General features: G+C 66.4%; 12 protein-coding genes and 1 pseudogene. 6 read left to right on the forward strand and 7 right to left on the reverse strand.

Translation table 11 applies throughout. The features are described 5' to 3' along the window. Positions 1-40: 40 nt before the first annotated feature. Entirely contained in the window at positions 41-3,142 is a 3,102-nt protein-coding gene (locus tag ADK66_RS22325) for a hypothetical protein (protein ID WP_053658436.1), read from the reverse strand. Positions 3,143-4,023: 881 nt separating this feature from the next. On the opposite strand from ADK66_RS22325, the gene ADK66_RS22335 reads away from it, so the two are divergent. The 4 genes from ADK66_RS22335 (at position 4,024) to ADK66_RS22350 (ending at position 8,224) form a co-directional block, all read left to right on the forward strand. Further along, positions 4,024-5,142 carry an ABC-three component system protein gene (locus tag ADK66_RS22335; RefSeq protein ID WP_197281613.1) on the forward strand — a complete coding sequence of 373 codons (1,119 nt, stop codon included), beginning with the start codon at positions 4,024-4,026 and terminating at the stop codon, positions 5,140-5,142. Between the two features lie 46 nt (positions 5,143-5,188). Next, positions 5,189-5,671 carry a three component ABC system middle component gene (locus ADK66_RS22340; protein ID WP_197281614.1) on the forward strand — a complete coding sequence of 161 codons (483 nt, stop codon included), beginning with the start codon at positions 5,189-5,191 and terminating at the stop codon, positions 5,669-5,671. Positions 5,672-5,676: 5 nt separating this feature from the next. Then, positions 5,677-7,656 carry a DUF3732 domain-containing protein gene (locus ADK66_RS22345; protein ID WP_053658444.1) on the forward strand — a complete coding sequence of 660 codons (1,980 nt, stop codon included), beginning with the start codon at positions 5,677-5,679 and terminating at the stop codon, positions 7,654-7,656. 229 nt (positions 7,657-7,885) lie between these two features. Further along, positions 7,886-8,224 carry a hypothetical protein gene (locus ADK66_RS22350; RefSeq protein WP_053658446.1) on the forward strand — a complete coding sequence of 113 codons (339 nt, stop codon included), beginning with the start codon at positions 7,886-7,888 and terminating at the stop codon, positions 8,222-8,224. Positions 8,225-8,401: 177 nt separating this feature from the next. Here the strand turns inward: ADK66_RS22350 and ADK66_RS22355 are convergent. The 6 genes and pseudogenes from ADK66_RS22355 to fxlM form a co-directional block, all read right to left on the reverse strand. After that, positions 8,402-9,236: pseudogene (locus ADK66_RS22355) on the reverse strand (IS5 family transposase). A gap of 276 nt (positions 9,237-9,512) precedes the next feature. After that, positions 9,513-10,280 carry a thiopeptide-type bacteriocin biosynthesis protein gene (locus tag ADK66_RS22360; RefSeq protein WP_053658448.1) on the reverse strand — a complete coding sequence of 256 codons (768 nt, stop codon included), beginning with the start codon at positions 10,278-10,280 and terminating at the stop codon, positions 9,513-9,515. Positions 10,281-10,307: 27 nt separating this feature from the next. Beyond that, the gene (locus ADK66_RS22365; RefSeq protein WP_053658450.1) at positions 10,308-11,384 is read right to left on the reverse strand and encodes a lanthionine synthetase C family protein; all 1,077 of its coding nucleotides are present in this window, start codon (positions 11,382-11,384) and stop codon (positions 10,308-10,310) included. Then, positions 11,381-14,134: a lantibiotic dehydratase gene (locus ADK66_RS22370; protein ID WP_053658453.1), complete on the reverse strand. Its 2,754-nt coding sequence runs from the start codon at positions 14,132-14,134 to the stop codon at positions 11,381-11,383. Before ADK66_RS22370 ends, ADK66_RS22365 begins: the two co-directional genes overlap by 4 nt. 91 nt (positions 14,135-14,225) lie before the next feature. Then, positions 14,226-14,390: an FxLD family lanthipeptide gene (locus tag ADK66_RS30905; RefSeq protein ID WP_082377605.1), complete on the reverse strand. Its 165-nt coding sequence runs from the start codon at positions 14,388-14,390 to the stop codon at positions 14,226-14,228. Further along, a complete protein-coding gene (gene fxlM, locus ADK66_RS22375) occupies positions 14,390-15,646 on the reverse strand; it encodes a methyltransferase, FxLD system (RefSeq protein WP_053658455.1) in 1,257 nt (418 codons plus the stop codon). Before fxlM ends, ADK66_RS30905 begins: the two co-directional genes overlap by 1 nt. 377 nt (positions 15,647-16,023) lie before the next feature. On the opposite strand from fxlM, the gene ADK66_RS31600 reads away from it, so the two are divergent. Both ADK66_RS31600 and ADK66_RS22380 read left to right on the forward strand, forming a co-directional pair. Further along, positions 16,024-16,482: a hypothetical protein gene (locus ADK66_RS31600; RefSeq protein WP_157552805.1), complete on the forward strand. Its 459-nt coding sequence runs from the start codon at positions 16,024-16,026 to the stop codon at positions 16,480-16,482. 368 nt (positions 16,483-16,850) lie between these two features. Then, positions 16,851-17,231 carry a transposase gene (locus ADK66_RS22380; protein WP_053658457.1) on the forward strand — a complete coding sequence of 127 codons (381 nt, stop codon included), beginning with the start codon at positions 16,851-16,853 and terminating at the stop codon, positions 17,229-17,231. Positions 17,232-17,542 lie beyond the last annotated feature (311 nt).

The raw sequence follows: 17,542 nt of genomic DNA on the forward strand, positions 1-17,542 counted from the left end.
GATTTCGCGCCCGCCAAACAACTACAGCAGCCGTCGGCGCCTATGGCTCCCGATAGGGATAACGGGGATAGGGCAGACCGAACCACTCTGCGAACGGTGGATATTCGTTGACCGCCGTGCCCACCTCGGGGGTGGGCTCAGGAGCGCGCCACGGTGCTGCGTTTCGCCCATCAGGCTCCAGCCCGTAGCGGCGCAATTGCTCCGCCTCGATCCCTTTCAAGCTCAACTGGAGATCGATGAGGTCGGCACCTGCCAGGCACGCGTCGCGAAGCGCCCGTTCGGCCTCCTTCGCGCGCCCGTCCTTCTCGAGTACATCTGCCAGTGTCGACAACACTTCGGTCGTTGGTTGTGCCACGCCGCGCAGTAGTTGCTCCGCCTCAGCAGTACGCCTGGTTTCGGCGAGCATGCGGGCCAGTTCGACGAGCACGTGCAGGTCCTCAGCGGCTGTCTGGCGAAGGAGCGCCTCGGCCTGCTCGGGCTGACCGGCTTGCCGGAGGAGGTACGCGACCCGAACCGGCGCCTGGGGTTTGCCAGCGGCGGTCAACCGCCGAAGCACCTCGTTCGCCTCGTCGTGATGCCCGAGGTGCATGAGTTGGCTGGCAACGTCGAGAAGGATCTCCTGGTCGTCGGTGGCTGCCCGCTGCTGTAGGACATCCGCCGCATCCTCAGTCTTGCCCAGGCGGTTCAGCATGCTGGGCAGCAGCACATTCGCGTACCTGTCGCCCGCGTCGGCGGCCCGCCGCAGCAAGCTTTCGCCTTCTTCGAAGAGCTCCGGATCGTCATCGAATTCGATGCCGTCCTCGATGAGCAGTCCGGCGAGCCGCTGCATGGCCCAGGCATGGCCGTTCTCGGCGGCGTGTCGCAACAATCCGTCCGCGCCGCACCACTGGTCGCCCTCGATCAGAAGTTCGACGCAGTGCTCCAGGGCATCAGCGGGGATCTTGTGGACAATGGTCGAGCGTAGTGTCTGGCTCTCCTCTGCGCGGCCGAGTTCATTCATGAGGCCGGCGAGCAGGATCGCGGCGATCGGGCTGCCCTTGGCGGTCTGCTCGTGCAGCAGGGGTTCCAGATCGCCTTGTTGGTCCTGCTCGTACAGCAGGTTTGCCAGCACGACGAGCGCGGGGGGATTGCCTTGTTCTGCGCGTTCCGTCAACAAGGCGCGGGCCTCGTCGCTGCGTGCGCTGTCGGTGAGTAGGTACACGAGCCGAACAAGAGCGTCGAGATCGTTGGGGTTCTCGACGAGTTGTCGCAGGTGCCGCTCGGCGTCGGTGGGGTCTTCGTGCACCGCTTGACCCGAGGTCGCGTCCCACACGTACCGCTGTGCGAGCGATTGAATGGCGCCCTCATGGCCGAGTTCGGCGGCGCGCCTTACCCAGGGGTCGCTCTCGTCGTGCCGGTCGAGTCTGCTGAGGAGCACGCCGATGGCCATGGCCGCGCCAGGTGAGCCCTGGTTGGCTGGCGACGCGCAGAGTGTGACCACGTCGCGGTAGAGGTGGCGTTCCTCGGCTTCCCTGGCCAGGCGTAGCTGGTCCTCAAGCGGGCCTGGATCGGCGAGCAGGACGGCCCACAACTGTGGGGGCAGCGGATACATGTCTTGCTCGGGACGCAGGTGCTGGAGGAGATAGTCGGCGAGCACGTAGCCGTCGGGCTCGCCGAGGTCGGGCTGAGACCGCACCGGCGTCAGCGGAGCGATGACGCCCTTGACCATCCGGGTGACGTAAGCGATGGCCGCGGCGAACCAGGGCGCCGTGCGGGCCCGTTGCTGTTCGTCGAGATAACCTGCCGCCGCGTGTTCGAGCATGGCCGCAGACAGCGGGGCGGCGCGACCGGCGGCTCGGGCATCGGCTGCGGCAAGCATGAGCGCTTGGGCGTACGGATCGGCGTCCTGGTAGGCGGCGATCAGGTCCGGGCCGGCTGCCAGTGCTTGGGTGATCCGGTTCGAGGATCCGGCGGTCGCGATGGCGTCGCGGAGGCGTGGATCGGAGCGCGACCGGGCCAGGTCGACGTCGACGGGTAGGAATGTCGGGGGTACGTCGATGCGGACGGCTCGGGCCAGCAGTGTTCGAGCCTCATGGTGTGGATCGGCGTCGCCCGGCTCCGGCTGTGTGGTGAAGCGTTGCCAGTACTGCGGCCACAGGGTGCCGATCACGACTACAGGCGCGTTCGAGCGCAGCATCTCCATCACGGCGACGGCGGCCGCCTCGCCGTGGGGAGAGTTGAAATATCGTTGCGCCTCGTCGAGCCAGATCACTGAGGGTGGACCCGCTGGCCGCCGCTCAGACAACGCGAGCGCGGTGGTGGGGAACTCCAGCGCCTGGTCCGGCAGGCACGTCAGGACTGCCTCGTATGCGGTGCGCGTCTTCCCGGTCGACGAGCCACCGACGAGGACGATGAGCACGCCGTTCGTGGGCAGGGGGTGCAGCAGCCGGTGAAGCTTCGCGTCATGGCTTCGCCCGACGTAGTCCGGCAGTATCGTCGCGACCCGCTCCGCCGGGCTGATCGAGCGGTGCACGCCCAGGTCGAAGGGTTCCCAGTCGACTACCGGCCGCTCCGGCGCGACGGACGAGCGCCGCCGCACACGCAGGGCTTCGTTGACATCGTTGATGGTGTCCATGGCCTGGGCCAGAACATCCCCGGGCGTGAGGAATTCCGCGAAACGTCGGCTGATGTCGGGGAAGGCGTCCAGGTAGGCGGACAACTGATTGGCGTCCCACAAGGCCCAGCCTTTGAGGCCAAGGCGCTGCGCGTATTCGCTGAGGAGGTCGTTGACACGGTCGATGCCGCCGCGCCCCGCGACGCTGGACAGGCGAACGTTCGTGGCGACGATCAGGTACTGCGGCATTCGGCCGTCGGTGACGCGCCGCCGTCGCGGCTCAAGCCATTGGTTCAATTCACTGGTGAGGGTCCGGCGCAACCATTGGGCATCGGGAACACCGTCAGCAATTTGGCGACACTTCGCCTGCAGGACACCGTAGCCGTTCCAGTCGGCCCGATACGACACCCGACCATCGAAGGTAGCCTCGCGGCCCCCGTCCGGGCCCGCGCCGAAAGCCTGGATCGCCGGGCCCAACACATGCACCGCGAGCGCCCGACACAGCTCCTCGAATCGCCGCTCGTCCAGCCTGCTCAGGTCGTACGCCACCGAACTATCATGACCCACACCCGGACCCGCTCCATCCCCCGCAGCACACCCGATCCCCACCTCCGTGGTTGACGCGGTTACGCAACAGGAAAACAGGCTTCGCTCTACGACCCTGTGTGGCGCTAGCGTTGATCGCCGCCGGAGGCAAGGCGACGTCGGTGCGATGCCTGCCAGAATGACACGATGGCTGACGACGTGGGTGTCGCGGCGTTGCGTGCGGTCGTGATCCGTGCCGCCCGCGCGATCGCTGCCGGAAGCACTCATGACCAGCTCGACGAGGACCTAGTCGCGGTTGGACTTCCGCCGTCGGCCGAGGGTGGGACCAAAGCGCAGCGCGGCGAGAGCAGCGCCGCAGCGGTCCCGGACGAGCGGCTCCGGGAGGTCGCCGTGGGTCTGGTGGAGCGGAGCGCCGGCCTGCACATGCTCGACCGCATGATGGTCCAGGATCTCGTGTGGGCAGACGAGCATCCTCCTTCAATTCCGAAGCGGACACGTCGCGACCTCGCCCGGGCCCTGCCAGGGTGGATCCTGGTCGATCACGCCCAGCGATTCACACCAGCGGAAGCGGACACCTTGTGCGGCTCGGCCGTGTTGCCCAGAGGCCGCGGCAGGGCGGGGGTTGGGCGGCCCGCTCCGTGCCTCCCGCGACATCGGCGACACGCGCTCAGACAGTCATTCGGCCTGCGGGTCTCCGTCAGCCAGCGAGACCGCCCCAATTCCCGGATCCGCTTCATGTTCGCGCCAGACGGTGCCTCGTCAATGCCCTGTTTGTCGGCTAGACATGATCGTTAGCAGGGGTGGAAACTCGGACAATGGCTCCGGGTTCGCACAGTGCAGCGCCCAACGCGGTCGGGTATCAGCATCAGACCTGGTGGGCGTTGGTGGAGCTTCTGGGCTCCGGGGTTGACAGACCGGACGCGTCCATCAGTCTTGAGTTGCATGACGACGTCGCCTGGGAGGCGGACAACAACCCGACTCATCTGCTCCAAGTCAAGCATCACCAGCTGACACACCGAGCACTGACCGATACCTCGCCGGACGTTTGGCGAACGTTGAAGGTTTGGATGGATACCGCGGCGCCGGGCGACGCGTCCGGGCCGCAGCTGCTCCTGATCACGACCCAGACAGCTGCTGCTGGCACAGCGATCGCCGCCCTGCGGCCGGAGACGCTCGACGAGAAGACCGCCCTCATCGGGCTGGAAGCTGTGGCTAGAGACACGACCTCACAGCAAACGAAGCCGGCACGGGAGCAGTTCCTCGAGCTGAGTCCGGCAGACCGCCGAGCCTTCCTCACGAGGATCCGCGTGATCGATGGATCGCCGCACATCCATGACGTGCCCGCGCTGGTTCGCACGCACCTTCACTGGGCGCTGCCGACGGGGCACGAGGAGTTGTTCTTAGCGATGATTTGGCGTTGGTGGGATGAGCAGGCACTGGCCATGTTGCAGGGCAGGATTTCGAGCCTCGATGTCGGTGTGGCGCGTTCGGCGATCGCCGACATCCGCGACCATTTCACCAGCGAGAGCCTGCCGACCCTGGTCGAGTTGCTGGACGTCGATGGCGAGACGGTCGCTGCGGAGTACCGGACCCATACGTTCGTGCAGCAAATGCAGTGGGTTGCTTATCCACCGCGGAACCTGCAGAAGGCGATCGTGGACTACTACCGCGCTTACGTCCAAACGGTCCGGTGGCTCGATGAAGACCTCATCGGTGTGGCCGAGCTAAACAGATTCGAGGCCGAGCTGATCGACGAGTGGGATCGTGAGTTCGACTGGATGCTCGACACGCTCGATGACGACGCGGACGAGGCTGCCAAGCAAGAGGCTGGCAAGCAGATGCTGCGGCAACTACTCGCGCAGACGGGCATCAGCGTCCGTGCGCGTTACAACGAGCCGTTCTTCGTTCGCGGCAAGCGCCACGTCCTAGCTGATGCCGGCCGGATCGGCTGGCACCCCGACTTCGAGAGCCGCATCGAGAGGCTGCTGAAGGTCGACGCATGAGCGGGCACATCACCGTCTTCCAGCAAAGCGACGCCTTGGGGGATCTGTGACGGCGTGGATTGACCGGCCGCCAATCACGGCGGCGATGCTGAACCCCGCGCTGATCGCGGCGATCCTCGCTACCGCCGCTGACGGGTACCGCAAGGAGTCCGACCGGGCGATGCCGTGGCCGATGGCCTTCATCATCGTTCCGTTAGTCCTGCACCGCGGCACCCGCCAAGCGCTGCCTACCTCGGTCAGAACTCACCTCGCGACGTGGACCTCCCGCAATCCAGTGTTGCGCGCCGGGTTCCCGCCCCGTGCGCAGGGTCTTGTCGAGCCGGTGAGGGAGGGGGTGCGGTTCGGTCTCACTCACGGCGCGCTCACCCTTGACGGGAGCGCGTTACGAGGTAGGACGCGTCGGCCGAAGGGGTTTCAGATGCCCGATGAACTTTCGGACATCCTCCGCAGGGCGGGCTTTGTTGGCCGTTGGTTGGCGAAGATTGACAACACCGCGACAGTGTTTGCGGTACTCGGCGTGACACCCTGACCACTGTGCAGCTGCTCGCGATCATCCTCTACAGCACCCACGGACGTCGGCGCGTCCTCAACTTCACGCCCGGCGCGCTCAATATCGTCACCGGGGAGTCGAAGACGGGGAAGAGTGCTCTGCTCGACATCGTCGAGTACTGCTTGGGTCGCGACACGTTGCAGATGCCGATTGGCCCGATCACCAGCACCGTGTCCTGGTACGCCGCATTGTTCGAGCTGGACAGCGGTCGAGCGTTCGTCGCGCGACCTGCACCTGATGTGGGCAAGGCATCCACCCAGCGCGCGATGTTGGAGTTCGGTAGCGACCTGGCCCCACTAGAGTTCGATGACCTCGTCGTGAACGCCGATTCGGATGCTGTTCGGGAGCAACTCGGGCGCCGCATCGGCATTGAGGAGAATCTGCACGAACCGCCGATAGGGTCGGCACGGTACCCGCTCGAAGCGCACATCGGACACGCCGCGTTGCTGTGCCTGCAGCGACAAGGCGAAATCGCCGCCCGGGACTCGCTGTTCCACCGCCAGGGCGACCAGGGCATGGCGCAGACCCTCAAAGACACCATCCCGTACTTCATCGGCGCCGTACCGCGCGACCAGGCACTCAAGCGCGCCCAGCTCGCAGCCGCCCGTCGCGAGCTGCGGCGCGCGGAAACGACTTATCGGCAAACACTTCGGGCAAGTGAGGCCGGCGACACGGGCCTAGCGACGCTCTGGCGCGAGGCATACGCCCTCGGCATGGTTGACACCGCACAACCGGCGGACCGCTCCACCACTGTCGGCCTTCTGCACACCGCCGTCACCGCAGCGGTTAGCACCCCGGAAACGCTCGACTCCGAGACCGCTAACCGCATTGCCGGGCTACAGCGGGAACGCGACCAACTCCGTGACCAGCTACGCGCCCTCAACGCGGAACGCGACGTCCTCCTACAGCAGAATGACACCGAGACCGATTTCGCTGGAGCCGTCCGCCTCCAGTCCGCCAGGCTGGCAAGCCTCAACCTGCTCGGACTGCCCACCGACGGCAACCCCTCAACAGCCACTGACACCATCAATGGAGCACCGCCCTGCCCGCTCTGCGGCTCGCAGCTCACCGAACCAGACCCCTCACCAGAGCAACTACGACAAAGCCTGGTACAGCTCAACAGCCAGCTCAGCGGCATAGACGCCGCGCGACCCGCCCGGCGCGCCGCCCTTCAGGCACTCGACGAGCGGGCCTCTTCGCTGCGCAACCAACTCAGAGCGGCCGAGGGCGTCATGCAGGCGCTCACGGCAAGCCAGACGGTCACCGAACAACTTCCCGACACCGCCCGCAGGGACTTCACCCGCGGCCGTATCCACGCGACGCTCGCCGCGCTGCCTGGCAGTTCGGACGCCGAGCTGGCGCGCCTACGCCATCAATACGAGACTGCCCTTGGGCAGGTGCAAGCGCTCGAAGCGGAACTCGACCCAGCCGAGGAACGCGAACAGCTCACCTCACGCCTGGTGTCCATCAGCCAAGACATGACCCGATGGGCCGACCGGCTCCAGCTCGAACACCGCGGCGGGAGCGTCCGTCTCGACCTGAACCGCCTCACCGTCGTCACCGACACCGAGCAAGGCCCGGCACCCCTATTCCGAATCGGTAGCGGGGAGAACTGGGTTGGCTACCACCTCATCACCCACCTCGCGCTGCACCGCTACTTCGTACGACAGCATCGACCAGTCCCCCGACTGCTCATGCTCGACCAGCCCACCCAGGTATGGTATCGATCCGAGGTCGACCAAAAAACGGGCACACCCGGCCAGGACACCGACCGGGAAGCAGTAGGTCGCCTCTTCCGACTGATCTACGACGTGATCGTCGAGCTAACACCCCACATGCAAGTCATCGTCTGCGACCACGCAAACCTGCCCGAGGCATGGTTCCAGGACTCGGTGGAACACAACTGGCGCGGCGGAGAAAAGCTCATACCCCAAGAATGGATCGACGAGACGGCATCCCGCTGAACTCTCGCGCCGATCTCCACCCGGTGCTCACGCAGGCGACGGCGTATACGGCAGCGAGAACGCCTAGCTCACCTGGCCTTGCGGAGTACCAGTGGTGAGTGAAGTCCCGGACGGACTGATGTCGAACCCTCGGCAGACGGCCGAGGCTTTCTGCTGGCTGGCGGGGGTCTGCCAACCGCCAGGGTGGCTAGCATCTTGATCTCACGCCACCACTCACCTTGGAGCGCTCATGACCAACGCCCCCGACCCGCTGGACACCCCCGACTTTTCGCACCGGAAGGTAACCCTGTCGGACGGCAAGGGCATGACGTTCGACGTGCAGGCCGTCGACTACGAGGGCACCGACTTCGTGTACGTAAATCTCGGGTTGCGGATGACGGAGACAAACGAGGGCGCCCTGTCGGTGGCGTACCAGTGCCAGTTGGACACGGTCGAGTTGGACGACCTGATTGAGGCGTTGGCTGCGGCGCGGGACGAGGCGGAGGCTCGGGCGCGTCAGTTCGGCTGGGACCCTGACGATGCCATCAACGATGAGGTGGAGGTCGTGCAGGGACGAACCGCCGAGTAGGCGACCGCGAGGCCATTGGCGTTGGTCGGCGAGATTGGGATACCCGGACCGGCGTAGAACGCGGCGTTCCAGCTAGTGCCCGATTGGTCTTGGGGACGCGGACGGGCCTGCAAGCCCACACCAGGTCGTCGTCGCTAAGAGACGTCTGATTCACGTATTTTGCGAGTGATGCTGTCTTCAGGTTTCTCGCCAGGTTGGGGTGGTTTCGTCGGTGATGCGTTTGGTGAGGTTGTCGATCATCGCGATGCGGATCATGCTGGCGGAGTTGTCGGGTAGTGCTTCGTAGTCGCGGGCGAGGCGTCGGTGTTGCATGATCCAGCCGAGGGTGCGTTCGACGACCCAGCGGCGTTTGACCACGGAGAATCCTTTGACCTGTGGGTCTTTGGTGACGACATCGACGTCGGTGCCGAGGGTCGCGCCGTGTTCGATGACCTTGTTCTTAAGCCGGCGTCGACCCAGGTCTTGGCCAGGGCGAGGTGAGTGGCTTGGCCTGGTCGAGCAGGTCAATGCCGATGGTGTTGTCGCTGGTGCTGGCAGCGGTGACGACGACGGCGAGGAGCAGACCGAGTGTGTCGGTGACGATGCCCCGCTTGCGGCCGACTATCTTTTTGCCGGCGTCGATGCCCTGGGTGGGCAGGGGTGCGTTGGTGGAGGTCTTCACGCTCTGGCTGTCGATGATGCAGGCCGACGGTTGCGCGGCGCGGCCGGCCTTGGTGCGGGTCAGTCCGGTGAGCTGGTAGTTGAGCTGGGTGAAGATGCCGTCGGTGGTCCAGGCGGTGAAGTAGCCGTAGACGGTCTGCCAGGGTGGGAAGTCGTGCGGCAGGTAGCGCCAGGCGATGCCGGTGCGGTTGACGTACAGGATGGCGTTGAAGATCTCGCGAAGGTCGTGGGTGGCGGTGCGTCCGCCCACGCCGGCGTCGGTGCGGTCCTGACGCCAGGCGTTCAGGGGTGGTGCGATCAACGCCCAGCGGGCGTCGGACAGGTCGGAGGGGCAAGCCGGTCGCTCAGCCATGGCATAGGTCTACTGTGGACGAGTCGCGGTGGATCGCACCCGTAGTCCGACGATACGAGTGCTTTTCTGAACCAGACACGTTCCGCGGAACGAAGCTGGCATATCGATGCGACATCAGTCAGGGCAAATAGTGCGGATAGCTGCGAGTCGTCGGCTTGCTGACCTGGCAGCCAGCAAGCCGAATGCCGTCGATCCCAGGCAGAAACGATCAAAACGCCCAATAAGAGATTCAGGCTGAACGCAAGCGGGTCGCGCTCCCCAGCAGGCGCTCTCACTCTAGGTAGAGACGCCGTCGAAGATTGCCTCCTTGGCAGCGCGGGCGAGGGTGGCTTGGGTGCTTGCGCGGATTCCGAGGCGGTTCATGTGGAAGATCATGTGCAGCGCGGCAATTCTGCGAATTCCCCGTGTGAGCATGCCCGACTCGCGGAGGTTGCGCAGTGCCTTCCCGGTGTCTTCGAAGGCGCTCAGCCAGTCGCTGGTGATGCCGCCTGCGCATGGTGAGCCGAGCAGGAGGCGGCGGACGTCAGCGGTGAGATCAGTCCACTCTCGAAGGCCCTGGGTCGGCGCTGCGCTCGTCAACGCGCGGCGCTGATCAGCGATCTTGGCCCAGACGTCGCCTTGCTCGTTGATGTCGAGGCCGGCGGCGCGCATGAGCGCAGTACACAGGATGAGTGCGTGTTCCCGCCGGTCGTCGGGGTTGTCGCTGAGGTAGTTCAGGAGGTGGCGGCTGTCGTGGTGGAACAGGGCGTGGGCGGCGCTCATGCTGGCAACGCCACCGAAGGCATGGGTTTCTGGTTCGTAGATGTCGGTGGTCCAGTTGACTGTGTCGGTGAGCAGTAGGTGCACCGAGTTGTGGGTGGACGTAGCGGGGAGGTAGCGGATCCGCCACGGGCCTTTGCGGATGAACCACCACGAGGTGATGAGGCCCTCGGCTTCGGCGGCGGGTAGCACGCGGCTGAGGTGTTCAACAGCTTGCGTCTCCCGTTGCCTTGAGTCTGGGCCAGGGTAGGCGAGGTTCACCTGCTTCCAGGAGTTCTGTTCCATGAAGGCCGTCCGGTCGATGTTGGTGGGTTAGCAGAGGAGTAGGCAGGCGTCCCACGAGGTCTTCGTGGTTCCGGTCGCGGCCAGGGCGGCGCCGGATGTCCCGTCGAGGAAACCTGCGGGTTCGTCGGTCATCTCTGGTGCCTGCTGGTGGAGACGCTGCAGTGGCGCGAGCGGTATGGGTGTGGGGGTGTCGACAGCGATGCGGCGTACAGTCGTGAGGAGGCCGCCGGTTCCGTGGCAGAGGCTGCGGTCGGTGAGTTGACCGATCTGGGCCGGGTCGTTCAGGCAGGCGACGATCGCGCTCTCGGCGAGGCGTCGACGTGTGGTGCCGCCGAGGGCGAGCGCGGTGAGTTGCTGGGCGCGGGCGATGCCGGGGGTGCCGTAGCACCAGGACGGCCGTAGTGGTCGGCGTTGGCTCGGGTCGCCGCGGCGGAGGTCGTCGAGTGTGATGGTTTGGGGCCACCATGGGCCGTTGGTGGTGTGGCGTTGCCAGGTGTCGAGCCATTGGCAGATGCGGTTGATTGCCTGGGTGTGTCCGTCGACGGTGATGCCGTCGCGGAGGGTGAGTGCCAGGAGTGCGAGTGGGCCGGTGATGCCGTGGGCGATGCCGTGGTTGCTGTGGCCTCCGGTGGGTCCTGGCTCGGTGCGGTTGGGGCTGTGTGGGCACCACCAGCCGGGGAGTTCGCCGATGGGTTCGGTGAGTCGTACGAGGTAGGTCAGTACCTCGCGGAGGAGGTCGAGGTCTCCGAGGCGACGTAGGACGACGCCGAGGCCGGTGAGGCCGCGGATGAGGTCAAATTCGGCGTACGCGGGCTGTTGGCGTTGGTCGATCCGGCGGTGCGCGGTGTGCAGTCGTCTGCGTGTCACCGTGGCGGTCCCGGCGGCGGCGACGGCTTGAGCCCGGGTGAGCGCGGGATGGTCGGACGCGGCGAGGACGAACGCGAGCGCGGGTACGCCGTAGTAGAGGCTGGCGTTGTCGGTGGCGCTGACGCCGTCGGCGGTTGCCTGCTGGAGCGCGTCGTATGCCGCGTTCCACCTGCCGGTTTCGAGGTGCCAGAGGGCGACGCCAGTTGTGCCGTCGGCGAGTGACTGTCCTGCGGTCATGGCGTGCTGCGGATGAGGGTGGTGTGGGCGGCGGCGCGGGCGAGGCGGAGACAGTGCCGTTCGGATGGGAGGTCAACGCCGATCATGCGGGCGTGGTGCAGGTGGAGCAGGTCGGCCAGCACTTGGTCCGGGTCGAGGCCGTCTCGGTCGACGAGTGCCCCGTAGGCGGTCAGCGCCGCTGTCAGGTCGTCGTCTCGGTGGGCTCGGCGGGCGTGGTGGAGCTGGGTGGGGTTCAGGCGAGGGCCACTGCGGTGCGGGACATGCTCGCATATCCAGTGTGGGCCGTTGCCGGTGAACCCGTGGGCGATGGTGATCATGCTGGCGGCGGTGGTGGCGTACCGGTCGCCGGTCAGGTTCGTGAGGACGGCGCGGGAGTCGGCGGCGAACACGGCTTCGGCTGCGGCGAGAGTGGGTCCGGTGCCGTGGCGTGTCTTGGGCCGGTAGGTGGCCAGGCTGTAGTCAGCCAGCAGGCCCTGCTCGTCGAGCTGCTCAGCCCATGCGGCAACGTGGCGGGCATTGTTGGCGAACTGGTCGGCATCGCGTAGTGGGATACGCAGCCGCAGGTGGGGTTCTGGATCGGGGTAGCGCAGGAACCACCAGCCCGCCGGCAACACCTCGGGGCGTTTCGACAGGTCGGCGAGGATGTGCTCGGTTCGGCCGGTGAGGCGGGCGTCCAGCCAGCGCGATTGGCCGGGGCGGTGCTGAACGGTGCTGGCGGGCCGCGCCGGCCGAGGAGGCAGCTCGTCGCGCGGCGGGGTGCGGGTCAGGGTGAGCAGGAGTTCGGCGGGTCTGCCGTCAATCCAGCCGGCCCGTCCCGGCGCCTCGGTGAGTGTGGCGTGTCTGTGCCGGTCGAGGTGGCTACGCAGCAGCGCCAGGTGGGCGGTGTCGTCCAGGTCGAGGCGTAGCCGTGCGTCATCTCTGCCAAGGAGTACGTCTGCGGGTAGCCGGTGCTGTTCGCGGTGGCGCTGCCAGGCCGCCCGCCACTGGTGCCACGTCGCACTACGCCCGGGTAGTGCTGCTGCGGTGATGATCCAGCGGGCCGGGTGCAGGATCGACCGGCCCCGTCGTACGCGTGGCAGAAACGGCAGGCCGTGGCAGCGGCCCCAGTCGAACGGGACGCACGGCGCCGTCCACGCGATGGGGATCTCCGTCAGGAACCGGATGAGCGGCTGCTGCAGCGTCGGTAGCAGCAGGCAGTTGAGCAGCATGGGCTCGACCGGGCGGCCTGTCGTGCGCGACATGAGCCAGAGCCGCTGACCATCACCTGCGACGGCTAGGTCCGCGAGCGTCCATCGCGGGTCGGGCTGGAAGTCGCCGACGGGCAGGACGGGCAGCAGTTCGGGAGCGCGGGCGAGAGCGGCCAGCCGGCTGCCCAGTGGCGGGCCGGAGATCTGTACGGCGTCCGCCCCCGGCAGGGCCGTCGGCAGGTGGGTGTAGACGTCCGAGAACAGCGCGAGTTCGGGCGGGGCGAGTAGGTGTAGAAACCGGGCCGCTGCGGCGCCTGCGTGGCGGGCGCCGCTGATGACCGTCAGCGTGAAGTCGCCTCGGTCGAGGTCTCGGCACGTAGCCGCGGCGAGAGTGAATTGAAGTTCGGTGTGCGGGACCGGAGGCCGGTCGTCGTCACCGCGCAATTGATCAATCAGCTCGGCGTCAAGCACGACGTCGGTGCAGTTCTGCAGGGCCGCGCGCTGGGCGAGTTCCGCGAGGAGATCGTCGCGGGCGGTCAGTCCCGCCGGATCACGGCGCAGCGAGCCGCGGTACCCGGCGGGAAAGCCCAAAATCCGCAGGACGTCGCGCAGCGGCACGGCCGCGCCTGGTCCCCAGCGTTCGATGAACGCGGAGTGGTAGGCAGCCCAGCCCGGTAGGCGCGGTGCCACGCTGACGAGCGCTGCGGCGGCCTCGCACGCCTCGCTGACCACGGCCGGTGGCAGCGCTACCGAACAGTCGACGCGCAGGTCAACCTGGACACGCTCGCCAGGGTCAGGCAGGTCGATGTGCTGACTGAGGTAGGCCACTGGGTCGGTCACCGTTACTGGTGGGCGGATCTCGGACACGAGGGCGCCTGCGGCAACGAGTTCGGCAAGGAGCCGCTCGGGGCCGTCTGGCAGGTTCGTGTTGGTCCGCTCGGCCATCCGGGCCGTCAAGTCGGCGAACGCGATTGGTGAGCTGGCGAGCTGCACCGCCAGTCGTATCGGGTCGGTGAGGTCGATTTCCACGTCGCTGATCCGGTCGCCGTCGCTGTGGCCGCAGGGCACCACCCACGTACCGCCGCGCGGATACCCGATCGGGTTCGTGACGACCCTGACCGAGCGGAGCACGTGCAGGTGCCGTTCCGCCCGGGCTGTGTGCTCGGCAATGAACCGGCCATCGGGGCACCTCGTCTCCCAGTGCGCCGCACCCCAGCGGACTACCGCGCGGGGGCCAAGCTGCACGGGAGCGACTCCGGCGAATCGACCGAACGGCGTCGCGCGCGTCGTCCACCTCAGGAGGTACCGGACTGTCGCTTCCACCACGCGGCGCAGCCTCGGCCCGGTCACGGCATGGGCGACGAGTGCGCGGGCGATCTGGTCGGCCAACTGTGGTGCAGCGTGGGTGACGGCAGCGGCGAATCCTGGTAGCGCCCAGGCCTGCTGTAGCCATTCCCGCCATTGGTCTGGCTGCTCGATGGTCAGGTCGGGCCACGTCGGCAGTTCGAGGTCGGAAGGGTAGGACGCTGCCCTGATTAGGGCTGCACCCGTCGTTTGGAACATCGCGCGCTCCTGAAGACCGGCGGGGCAAGGAGGGAGATGTGAGGGTGGGGTCCGACCTCGTGCGGTCGGACCCCACCGCGCGGCGTCGCTGTTACTTGCCGCCGCCGGAGCAGGCGCTCGAGCCGGTGTTGCCCGAGCCGCAGCCGTCGTCCGTGGCAGTCGCGTACGCGCTCAACGCCGGCCCGGCGTCGACCAGCCGGAGGTTGAGCTCGCCCTCCACGTGTTCCAGGCCGACCTCGTACTCGTCGAACTCCATCAGGACTCCCTTCCCTCAGTAGTGAAAGCCAGGACGATGCGGCTGTGCCGCTTGTCCACGGCCGTCCCGGCCGGCAAGTCGCCGTCGGGGGTCTGCGCGGGCAGAACGTGCAGCGCCGGCGCGGGACAGCCGGCGCCCACCCAGGCCCTCATGTGCGCAACCATTCGCCCCGCTGCCGCAGCCGCCGCGAAGGTGTCAGGGCCGTGGGCGTACGCGCCCAGATCGAACGCGTCGCCGGTCCATCGCAGCTCCGAACGGTAGGCGAATGCGCCGTCGTCGTGCAGGACAGCAGGGGTCCCGAACCGCCACGACGGCGCGACGACACCGGACGAGATAGCCGCGTCCTGTGCGGTCAGCACCACGAACTCCTGTCCTGCGGCGGCGATCCGGGTGGCGAGCCACAGGTCCAAGTCCGCCAGCACGGTGGGTGGCGGCAGGCTCAGTCCGGCCCATGCCTCCTGCCGGGGCGTCTCGAGCAGGCCGCCGAGGCCCTGATTCGGAATCTGCTGGCCCTCATCGAGCCGCAGGTGGACCCCATCGGCCACGTCGACGTACTGCACGTCGTACGCCCCGCCGCCCTGTACCGGCACGAACCCGCACTGCCGCTCGCTCACGCTGACCAGGCCGACGCCGGAACGGCGAAGCGCCCACGATCGAGTCATCCCGAACGTGCGCAGCGGCACGACCAGGACGCCGTTGTCGGTGAGCTGCTCGCACCATGTTGGCGGAATATCCCACGCCCCGGCGGTGACGATGATCAGGTCGTAGCGGCGGCCAGGATCGACAGGATGCTCAGCGTCGGCGCACACGACCTTGACATCGTCGTAGCCTGCTGCCTTGAGACACGCGACTGCCCGGTCCGTCACCTCCGGGTCGATGTCCACCGTGGTCACGGAGCCGGCCGGGCCAACGAGTTCCCGCAGCAGCGAGGCGTTGTAACCGCCGCTACCGACCTCCAGTACGTGACGGCCCTTCAGACCGCCCAGCGCATCAGCGGCCTGGCCGAGCATCTCCGCGATGAGGAACGGCGCCGACACCGAGCTGATGTTCTCCTCACCGCGCCGCTTCGTGATGACCGCCCTGTTCTCGTACGCCTCCTCTAGGGGAAGGCCCGGCGTGAACAACTCGCGAGGTACCGTCCTCATCGCCGCCTCCACCTCTGGCCGCAACGTCAAATTCTTGTCGGCATGATCAGCGGCCAACAGATCGACCATCGCCTGGCGCAGGTTGTCGCTGTTGATCGTTTCGACGCTCATGAACGTCCCCTCGACGTTTTGAAGCTGCTACGGATCGCGGCGGCTCCATGCTTGCAACGAACATCCGGAGCGGAATCACACGAGTGAGTCGTGCTCTCGCAGAGCCCACGAAATCGGCGTCATCACTCCGTACGCCCAGACTCTCCCAACGCGCAGCGGCTGGGAATGCCGACTTGCGGTCCGACCTTGTGTGCCGACCTGCGGTCCGACTTAACACTGAGCTGCGTCAACCTTTGGATGCGAGAGTTCTCCTACCGCTCGTCACAGTGCCGCCTCGGGGCGCCTGCGCGTGCGCGTCGGGGTCTTGCCAGGGTCCTGTACGGTGAATCTAGAGCAAATAACCCGCTCGCGCCGACAGTCATTTGGAGTGATTCAAGGTGGAGAGCAACGAAAATCAGGACCAGCCCGAACCCCTTGAACTTCGCTTGGCAAAGCTTGAAGAATTGCGAAGCAACCTGGCGTACGGAACGAATTGGCAAGTAGGGCCCGTCCGATTCACCGCAGGCTACGGATCGATGGGGATAGCCCAGGCTTACATCGTGTTTTGCGTTCTATGCTTAGTAGCGGGCATTCTTTGTACGCTGTTGACCTCTGCGACAGAACTCGGCGTTGCGCTGGTGGTCGGTGCGATATTCGCCATCGGGTCCATCGGGCCGCAGGCTTGGGCCGCGCAAGTCGGTCGTGAAATTAGTGCGACTCAGCTTGTATACGGAGCCGAACTGAAAAAGATTATCGACTCGCTTCACGGTGAAATCCGCCACCTTCGCGAGCAATCCGATTTCGGCGCTGCGGAAATGGGCGGCGAGAATGATTCCAACCCACAGCCCGTTCCGTAGTATTGGCAAGTTTGCAACTACCGTTCAATCGGTGATGCTTGGCGACTGAAGTGCTTTTATCAAGTTTCGGCTGACCTCTTTCGTGTAATCGCGGCACTCGAATCAATCTGCCGACGGAAGGGCTACCGTCGGATGGTTGCCTCCTTTCGCAGCCTGCGCCGCCAATGGCGGGGCGCCTACCTGTGAAGGCCGATCACGACCGCGAAGCGGCCGTCGCTAGAATCGGCTGCGCAGGCACGTCCAAGGCAGGATCAACCTGGCTGCGGACGCTCAGACCCCGGCCAAGCCGGCGCCGAAGCCGGGCGGTACGCACATGGTCAAGAAGGACGACGCCCTCTTCCGGGATCGCGAAGACCTACCGGACCACCGTGACCGCGATCAAGACGCTGATCCACCTCACCAGTGACACGATCGTCGTCGGACAGAAGCTGCTGGTGGCCGGCGCGTCGCAGGGCCGCAAGATTGATGCCACCGACGCCCACCCCATGGCGCTGGTCGGCACCCGCATGGCCCGGCTGCGCCGAGTGGTCAACGATGAGCAGCTCGCCCTGCTACGGATCTTGGTCGACAGGCGCCGCACGCTCGGCGAGGACCACACCCGGATTGTGTCCCAGCTTCACCAACTGCTGAAACTAATCCCGGGGGTATGGCGAAGAGTAGCCTGTCCGCCGCCCAGGCCAAGACACTGCTGGCAGCGCTTGCCCGGGACGCGGTTGGCAAGGTTCGACGGCGGTTCGCCGTGGAGCTGATCGGTGACCTCGAACGCGTTTACCGGCGTTCCAAGGAAGCTAGCAGGAACTAAACTCACTTCCCGGACCCGTCGCCACACCCCGGCTCAGAACAACCTTCGCCGCAGTCTTTGACACAGAGGGGAGCCAAATAGGTAGGTCCGCACGGGCGGCGGTGCTGGCTGGGCCTGTGTGCCGCGGTGACTCGCCGTGTTGAAGGCAGTTCCGATCGTCTTAGAACTCCTAACTCTTTGAACGCTGCAGCCGGCGCCAGCAGACGATGGCGCAGGCGAGGGTGAGGAACGCTTCGTGGATGTCGTCACGGATCTCCC

This window comes from Micromonospora sp. NRRL B-16802 (genome assembly GCF_001279555.1).
Lineage (GTDB): Bacteria > Actinomycetota > Actinomycetes > Mycobacteriales > Micromonosporaceae > Micromonospora > Micromonospora profundi.

What these genes read in the sequence shown, in the direction of transcription:
- ADK66_RS22350 (WP_053658446.1), top strand. Translation starts at nt 7,886, where the DNA reads ATGACCAACGCCCCCGACCCGCTGGACACCCCCGACTTTTCGCACCGG.
- ADK66_RS22370 (WP_053658453.1), bottom strand. Translation starts at nt 14,134, where the DNA reads ATGTTCCAAACGACGGGTGCAGCCCTAATCAGGGCAGCGTCCTACCCT.
- ADK66_RS30905 (WP_082377605.1), bottom strand. Translation starts at nt 14,390, where the DNA reads ATGGAGTTCGACGAGTACGAGGTCGGCCTGGAACACGTGGAGGGCGAG.
- ADK66_RS22365 (WP_053658450.1), bottom strand. Translation starts at nt 11,384, where the DNA reads ATGACCGCAGGACAGTCACTCGCCGACGGCACAACTGGCGTCGCCCTC.
- ADK66_RS22360 (WP_053658448.1), bottom strand. Translation starts at nt 10,280, where the DNA reads ATGGAACAGAACTCCTGGAAGCAGGTGAACCTCGCCTACCCTGGCCCA.
- fxlM (WP_053658455.1), bottom strand. Translation starts at nt 15,646, where the DNA reads ATGAGCGTCGAAACGATCAACAGCGACAACCTGCGCCAGGCGATGGTC.